7 protein-coding genes and 1 pseudogene are annotated in these 6575 nt (G+C 67.9%); 1 reads left to right on the plus strand and 7 read right to left on the minus strand.

All coding sequences use genetic code 11. From position 1 onward, the window contains the following. Positions 1-242 (minus strand): annotated as a pseudogene (locus ACRDUX_RS23295) (hypothetical protein); the annotation flags it as partial. 113 nt (positions 243-355) lie between these two features. Between ACRDUX_RS23295 and ACRDUX_RS23300 the strand changes: the two are divergent. Beyond that, positions 356-838 carry an SRPBCC family protein gene (locus ACRDUX_RS23300; protein ID WP_526416955.1) on the plus strand — a complete coding sequence of 161 codons (483 nt, stop codon included), beginning with the start codon at positions 356-358 and terminating at the stop codon, positions 836-838. Between the two features lie 3 nt (positions 839-841). On the opposite strand, the gene ACRDUX_RS23305 is transcribed toward ACRDUX_RS23300, so the two are convergent. The 6 genes from ACRDUX_RS23305 to ACRDUX_RS23330 form a co-directional block, all read right to left on the minus strand. After that, positions 842-1783 carry an alpha/beta hydrolase gene (locus ACRDUX_RS23305; protein ID WP_526416957.1) on the minus strand — a complete coding sequence of 314 codons (942 nt, stop codon included), beginning with the start codon at positions 1781-1783 and terminating at the stop codon, positions 842-844. After that, a complete protein-coding gene (locus ACRDUX_RS23310) occupies positions 1780-3288 on the minus strand; it encodes a flavin-containing monooxygenase (RefSeq protein ID WP_526416959.1) in 1509 nt (502 codons plus the stop codon). Before ACRDUX_RS23310 ends, ACRDUX_RS23305 begins: the two co-directional genes overlap by 4 nt. 5 nt (positions 3289-3293) lie before the next feature. Further along, positions 3294-4031, minus strand: a complete 738-nt coding sequence (locus ACRDUX_RS23315; protein ID WP_526416967.1) for an SDR family NAD(P)-dependent oxidoreductase — start codon at positions 4029-4031, stop codon at positions 3294-3296. Next, on the minus strand, positions 4028-4813 hold the full coding sequence (locus tag ACRDUX_RS23320; protein WP_526416961.1) for an HpcH/HpaI aldolase family protein: 786 nt from the start codon (positions 4811-4813) through the stop codon (positions 4028-4030). The genes ACRDUX_RS23315 and ACRDUX_RS23320 overlap by 4 nt, the downstream gene beginning before the upstream one ends. After that, entirely contained in the window at positions 4810-5778 is a 969-nt protein-coding gene (locus tag ACRDUX_RS23325; protein WP_526416963.1) for a zinc-binding dehydrogenase, read from the minus strand. Before ACRDUX_RS23325 ends, ACRDUX_RS23320 begins: the two co-directional genes overlap by 4 nt. Before the next feature lie 2 nt (positions 5779-5780). Continuing rightward, positions 5781-6575 (minus strand): cytochrome P450 (locus ACRDUX_RS23330; RefSeq protein ID WP_526416965.1); only part of this gene is annotated, 795 nt, incomplete at its 5' end.

Here is a 6575-nt window from a genome sequence, read left to right on the forward strand (position 1 = left end):
ACGGTGTGCGTCCCCGCCTCGCCGTCGATGACCGACACCTCCTCGACGCGACGACCCATCAGTCCTGACAACACGGTGGCGGTCAGATCCGTCACCCCGCGGGGGAATCGGCGCATCCGACCGAGCGCGGCGTCGGTCACCAACCTCTGCACGCCGTGCCCGAGGTGCGCGCCAAGGCGCGCCGCGGGGACGGCCAGGCCGACGATCCGCGGCGCCTTCGCCGATGGGCCGCGATCACTCACACTCAGTCCCCGTTCTCCGCACCGGATACAACCACCGGAACATTACACTTCTTCTTCATTTTGTAATCCAATGTGTAGACTCTGACCCAGATCGACGACAGAAGGGCACCACGTTGGGCATCGTGACCACGACCTCGGAGACGGCGTTCACGCACTCCCCGGAATCCATCTACGACTTCGTCACCAATCCCTCGAACTGGACCAAGACCTACCCGGGCAGCGCGCACGTGGGCAGCGACACGAACGACCTGCCGCTGAAGGTCGGTGACACCTGGACCGAGGCCGGACCGGACGGCGAGAAGATCTTCACCTGGCATCTCGCCATCGCCATGCGCCCGAAGATGTGGGTGTTCAACTCGGTGGGCAACCTCGGTCATGACCGCGAGGGCAACGGCGGCATGCCAGGCCGGATCACCGTCAAGTATCACTTCACCCAGCCCGGCGACGGCATCACGCTGTTCGCGCGGACCATGACCGTCGAGGCCTACCGGGACTCGCCGATGCCCGACGGATTCTTCCGAATGGTCAACCCGGCCAACATCGACAGGTACCACGCGGCGATCGCGCGGGAACTCGCGTCCGCATCCGTCTCCTGACCGTCACCCGTGGAGGGCACGTCGCAACGCGGCGCCCTGAAGCGCGAACAGCTGCTGACTGACCTCCCATTCGGGCACCATCGAGTCGAACCCGTGGCAGGTCCCTGGGAACACGTGCAACTCGGTCGCAACACCGGACCACATGAGGCGAAGCGCATAGTCGACGGCCTCGTCGCGGAGCGGGTCGAGTTCCGAACACGTGATCAGTGCGTTCGGCACACCGGTCAGTTCGGCGGCGTGCGCGGGCACGGCCGCGCTCGGCACGGACTCGTCACCGGACACGTGTCGCCACATCTGCTGCGCAGCCGCTCCGTCGAATCCCGGTGTCGTGGTGAACTCCTGCTTCGACGGCGTCTGGGAGTCGTCAAGGACGGGTTGGTGCAGCAGCTGGAACACCAACGGCGGCGCGTTGCCCGCTGCCGAGCACTGGGCCAGCAGAGCCGCCAGCGCGCCGCCAGCGCTGCTTCCCGCCACCGCCAGACGTGCGACGTCGACGTCGAGTGCGTCGGCGTCGGCCGCAACCCAGTTCAGCACGGCCATGGCGTCGTCGAATCCCGCCGGGTACGGGTGCTCGGGCGCCAGCCGGTAGTCGACCGAGACCACGGTGCAGCGGGCGCGGCGCGCCAATTCGACACACTGCTGCTGGTCGGTGTCGAGGTTGCCGAGGACGAATGCGCCGGAATGACAGAAGATCACGGCCGGTGCGCGCGACGGCCCGCCGCGGTAGATGCGGACGGGAATCCTGCCTCCGTCGTCACTGCGTGCGATGCCGTCGCGGATCTCCACCCCCGAGGAGTCGAGGGTCGCCGCACCCTCCCGCCGCCGGAGGTTGAGGGACTCCCGCACGGCGGGAATCAGGTCCGCGGAAAGATCGGTGCGAAACGAGGCGAGGTGTCGCAGCGCCGGATTCAGCCGGAGCGTCGTCCCGGTGTCGGCCGTCGTCACGAGCCTGCCGAACTGTGCGCCTCGACGTGGACGTTCGGCTGCACCCGAGGCGGCTCGAAGGTGAAGTCGGCAGCACGGAACCGTCGGGTCATGCTCCAGAACACCCGCGCGCTGCGCGGCCACTGCGTGACGACGCGGCCGTTCGCGGCCCGAAAGTAGCTGTTGCAGCGCGTCGTCCACACCGTCCCCTCCATCCACCCGTCGATTTGGGCGATGAAGTCGGCCATGGCCTGCGCCCGGACGGCTATGTAGGACCGCCGCCTGCGGCGCATGTGCGTGAGCGCCCGGACGACGTAGTGCGCCTGCGCCTCCAGCATGAAGATCACGCTGTTGGAGCCGACGTTCGTGTTCGGGCCGTAGAGCATGAAGAAGTTCGGGAAGCCCGGCACCGCCATGCCGAGGTAGGCGTACGCACCGTCACTCCAGCTCTCGCGCAACGACGTACCGTTCTCCCCCGTCACCTCGATCTGGCCCAGATAGTCCGCTGCGGCATAGCCCGTCGCACAGACGACCACGTCGACGTCGAGCTCGCGACCGTCCTCGGTCACCAGGGACCTGGCCCGAAGGGACTGGGCGGGACTCGACACCACCTCGACGTTCGGCTTGGTCAGCGCCGGGACGAAGTCCGAGGAGAACACCAAACGCTTGCAGCCGAGCGGGGTTTCGGGAGTGAGCTTGCGCCTCAGTTCGTCGTCGGCCACCGTGCTCTCGAGCATCTTCTCGGCCACCGCGCGGAACTCGTGGGTCTTGTCGCTGCCGTGCTCGATCACCGAGATGTTGGATTCACTGCGGAGCCACAGCCGGGTCCGATAGAACTTCTTCGCGAACGGGACGTGGGTGAACACCCACCGTTCCCTGACGCTGTACGGCCGGTCCGGTTTTGGCAGGATCCACGTCGGCGACCGTTGGATCGAATACACCTTCTCGGTCACCTTCGCCAGTTCGGGAAGTAGTTGCGAGGCAGTCGATCCCGTGCCGAGGACAGCGACCCTCGCGCCGTTCAGATCGATCGAGTGGTCCCACCGCGCCGAGTGCATCACCGTCCCGGTGAACGGCTCCTCCTCCACCAGATCGGGCATCAGGGGTCGGGTGAAGAGTCCGACCGCGGACACCACCACGTCGAACGTGAACACCTCGCCGTTCGACGTCCGCAGCTGCCACTCTCTGTTCTCGGCATCCCAACGGGCGGAGGTCACCTCGGTGCGAAGGCGAAGATGCGGGCCGAGTCGGTAGCGCTCGGCACAGCGTTCGAAGTAGGCCAGGATCTCGGGTTGGCCCGACCAGAGCCGCGACCAGCCGGCGTTCAGGTCGAACGAGAACGAGTAGAGGTGGGACTTCACGTCACAGGCCAGGCCCGGGTAGGTGTTGATGCGCCACGTTCCGCCGACTCCGTCCTCGCGGTCGAAGATGGTGAAGTCGCCGAATCCGGCTTTCTCGAGGAATATTCCCAGCGCCAGACCACCCGGTCCGGCGCCGATGATCCCCACCGAGGGGCTTCTGGACATCGGTGTCATCCAATCTGGAGGGATTGTCCGCCGTCGACGACGAGTTCGGAACCCGTGATGAACGACGCCTGCTCGGACACCAGGAAGGCGACGGCGTCGGCGATCTCCATGGGCTTGCCGAGCCGGCCGATGACCGCCATCGCGGCCAGGCGCGTCTGGGTGGCGTCGTCGAGCATGGGTGTCTCGACGGGGCCCGGGAACACGGCGTTGACGCGGATGTCCGACGGCGCGAGCTCGGCGGCGGCGGTCTGTGTCAGCCCTCGCAGCGCCCACTTGGACGACCCGTACGCCGAATGGTTGGGAAACGGCCGGATGGCGCCGGTGCTGCAGGTGTTGACGATCGCGGCGCCATCGGCCTCCCGCAGCTGCTCGAGCGCGGCTTGGATGCCAAGGAACGGGCCAAGACAGTTGACGCGCCAACTGCCCTCGAACCCCGCGGGCGTCTCGTCGGCGATCGACGCGCGGTGCAGCACACCGGCGTTGTTGATGAGTGTGCTCAGCGAACCGAACCGCTGCACCACGGTGGCGACCGCGTTCGCCCACTGCTCGGCGGACGTGACGTCAAGCGGAATCGCCGTCACGTCGTCGTCGAGTTCGGCTGCCATGGTGTGCAATTCGTCGGTCAGCAGGTCACAGGCGGCGACCTTGAACCCGTCGATCCGCAGCCGGCGAACGATCGCCGCCCCCTGACCGCGGGCGGCGCCCGTCACCAATGCGACGCGATCGGTCTTGGTGGCGTTCAGTGGTATCCCCTGTCATCGGATGACGGTTCATCGGCGGTGGACTTCGCAGCGGCGAGATGGCTCGTCGCGCCCAACCGCAGGGCCTGCGATTCGGACGCCAGCGTGATCATCCGGAAGCCCAGTTGCGCGGCGGTCCTTCCCTTCCCGCCGTCGCCCGCGTGCACGCCGCTCACCAGCCCGGCGGCAGTAGCCGTGGACTGCACGCGCGCCATCGCCTCGAGGACCGCAGGGTGCGTCCAGGCATCGGCGACACCGTGCCCCATCGAGATCGCGAGGTCCGCTGGCCCCACGTAGACGCCCTCGAGTCCTGGCACGGCGCAGATCTCGTCGACCGCGGCCAGCCCCTTGGCCGTCTCCACCATCGCGTACACCCCTGCCCGCGACTCCAGCGCGCTGACGTCGACCCCGAGGCTGGCCCGCAGCGGACCGAAACTGCGCACCCCGCGCGGGGCGTACCGGGTGGCGGCCACCGCGTCGGAGGCCCCCTCGGCGGTCTCGACCATGGCGATGATCACCGCGTCGGCGCCCGCGTCGAGCACCCGCCCGATGGGCGCGGGCGCATTGGACGGCAGTCGCACCGCAGTGGCGATCGGCACGTGCTCGAGCCGGTTCAGCAGCAAGGCAACGTCGGCGTTGTCGAGATAGCCGTGCTGGCAGTCGAATCCGACGTAGTCGTAGCCGGTCTTGGCGAATGATTCGGGACCGAGGATGGTGGGGCCGACCACCCAGCCGCCGAAGATCTGCGGCCGGTCGGCGAGCGCCTCTTGGAGCCTGGACGTCATCGGCTGATCGCGATCTTGATGCGGCCCGGCGTGGGGCGGCTGGCCAGTTCGAACGCCGACTGCACGTCATCCACTCCGAAGGTATGGGTCAGGTAGTGCCCCAGCAGGTCGGGGTGCGCCCGGGCGAAGGCGTCCGCCTCGGCCAGGACCCGCCGCCGGTCCAGCGTCACACCGGACTTCAGGGTGAGGTTGTTGCGCAGCATGGTGCGGATGCTGATGGGATAGCTGTCGTCATCGGGCACGCCGAAGTAGAAGACGGTTCCGCCGAAGGCGGCCGCCTCGATCGCGTGCCCGAGGGTGGCCACCTGATGACCGACCGCTTCGATCACGATGTCGGGCTTGTCCCCCGCGACGAGGTGGCTGACCCAGCGGTCGCTTGTCGCGCGAATCACGCTGTCCACGCCGAACTTCGGGCCCACCGTCTCGCGGTCGATGGGATCCACCCCGGTCACGTGTGCTGCGCCCGCCACCTTGGCGAGGTAGGAGAAGAGCAGTCCGATCGATCCCTGCCCGATGACGGCGACGTGTTTGTCGGTCAGGTCGGGTAGTTGTTCGACCGCGTACAGGACGCAGGCCAACGGCTGCAGCGCGACGGCATGCTGCGGCGTCAGCGCGGGGTCATACGGCGCCAGGCCGTTCCCGTCGGCAACCACGTACTCCATCAGACCGTCGAATCCCGATGCCCACCCGACGACTCGGTCGCCCGACGAGTGCTCGGGGTGCCGGCTGGCGATCACCTCGCCGACGATCTCGTGGATCGGAAAGCCCTCCTTCTCGGCGGCGCAGGCGCCGTCATCGCCGGGAAGGCGGCCCTTCGCGCCGCGGAACGCCGGAAGGTCGCTTCCGCACACCCCGGCGGCCAGGAAGCTCAGCAGCACCTGGCCGTCGGCGAGCGATTCCGCCGATGGCTGCGGCACCTCCGTGCGCTCGAAGGTGTACGGCGCGACGAGTCGATGCGACCACATCGTCAGACCTCTACCGGCACGTTGTTCCAGCCCCACTGGAAGCTCGAGGGCGGCCGCCACGCCGCGTCGGCGTCGACGTGGAAGTCCGGCACCCGCTTGAGCCATTCGGTGACCATGATGGCGATCTCGAGGCGCGCCAGGTGCACGCCGAGGCAGAAGTGCTGGCCACGGCCAAACGCCAGCAGTCGCTCGATCGGACGGTCCCAGATGAACTCGCCGGCATTCGCGTACTCGCGCTCGTCGCGCGCCGCGGACCCCAGCAGGGTGATGATCCGCTGCCCGGGGTTGATCGTGGTGCCGTGAATCGTGAAGGGCGTGCGCAGGGTCCTGGCGAACCACTGGGCGGGTGCGCAGTAGCGGATCATCTCCTCGCGCGCTTTCGCCACGTTCGCGGTCAGATCCGCTCGTACGGCAGCCATCTGGTCGGGCCGGCGACCCAGCTCCCACAAACCGTGCGCGACGATCTTCGGCACCGTCTCGGTTCCGCCGATGAACACGCCAAGCATCTGGACGGCCGCCTCCATGTCGCTCAGCGCCGAGCCGTCTGGCAGCCGGTAGTCGATCAGGTTGTCCGCGATGGGCAACTCACCGCCGGCGCCTGCTGCGCGCCTGCGCGCCACGATCGGGACCAGGTACTCCAGATAGCCTGGCCGCGCGTTGGCGACTTCGACGCCGCTTCCTGGCTTGGCCAGGCTTCCTGCGTTGACGGTAGCGAGCACGTCGGCGGCGAGTTCAACAGGCAGGCCGACCAATTCGCACACTACCGACGCGGCCACGATGCCGCCGTAGTCCTGGGT

Origin of the sequence: Mycobacterium sp. (genome assembly GCF_050701675.1) — a bacterium.
Taxonomy (GTDB): Bacteria; Actinomycetota; Actinomycetes; order Mycobacteriales; family Mycobacteriaceae; genus Mycobacterium.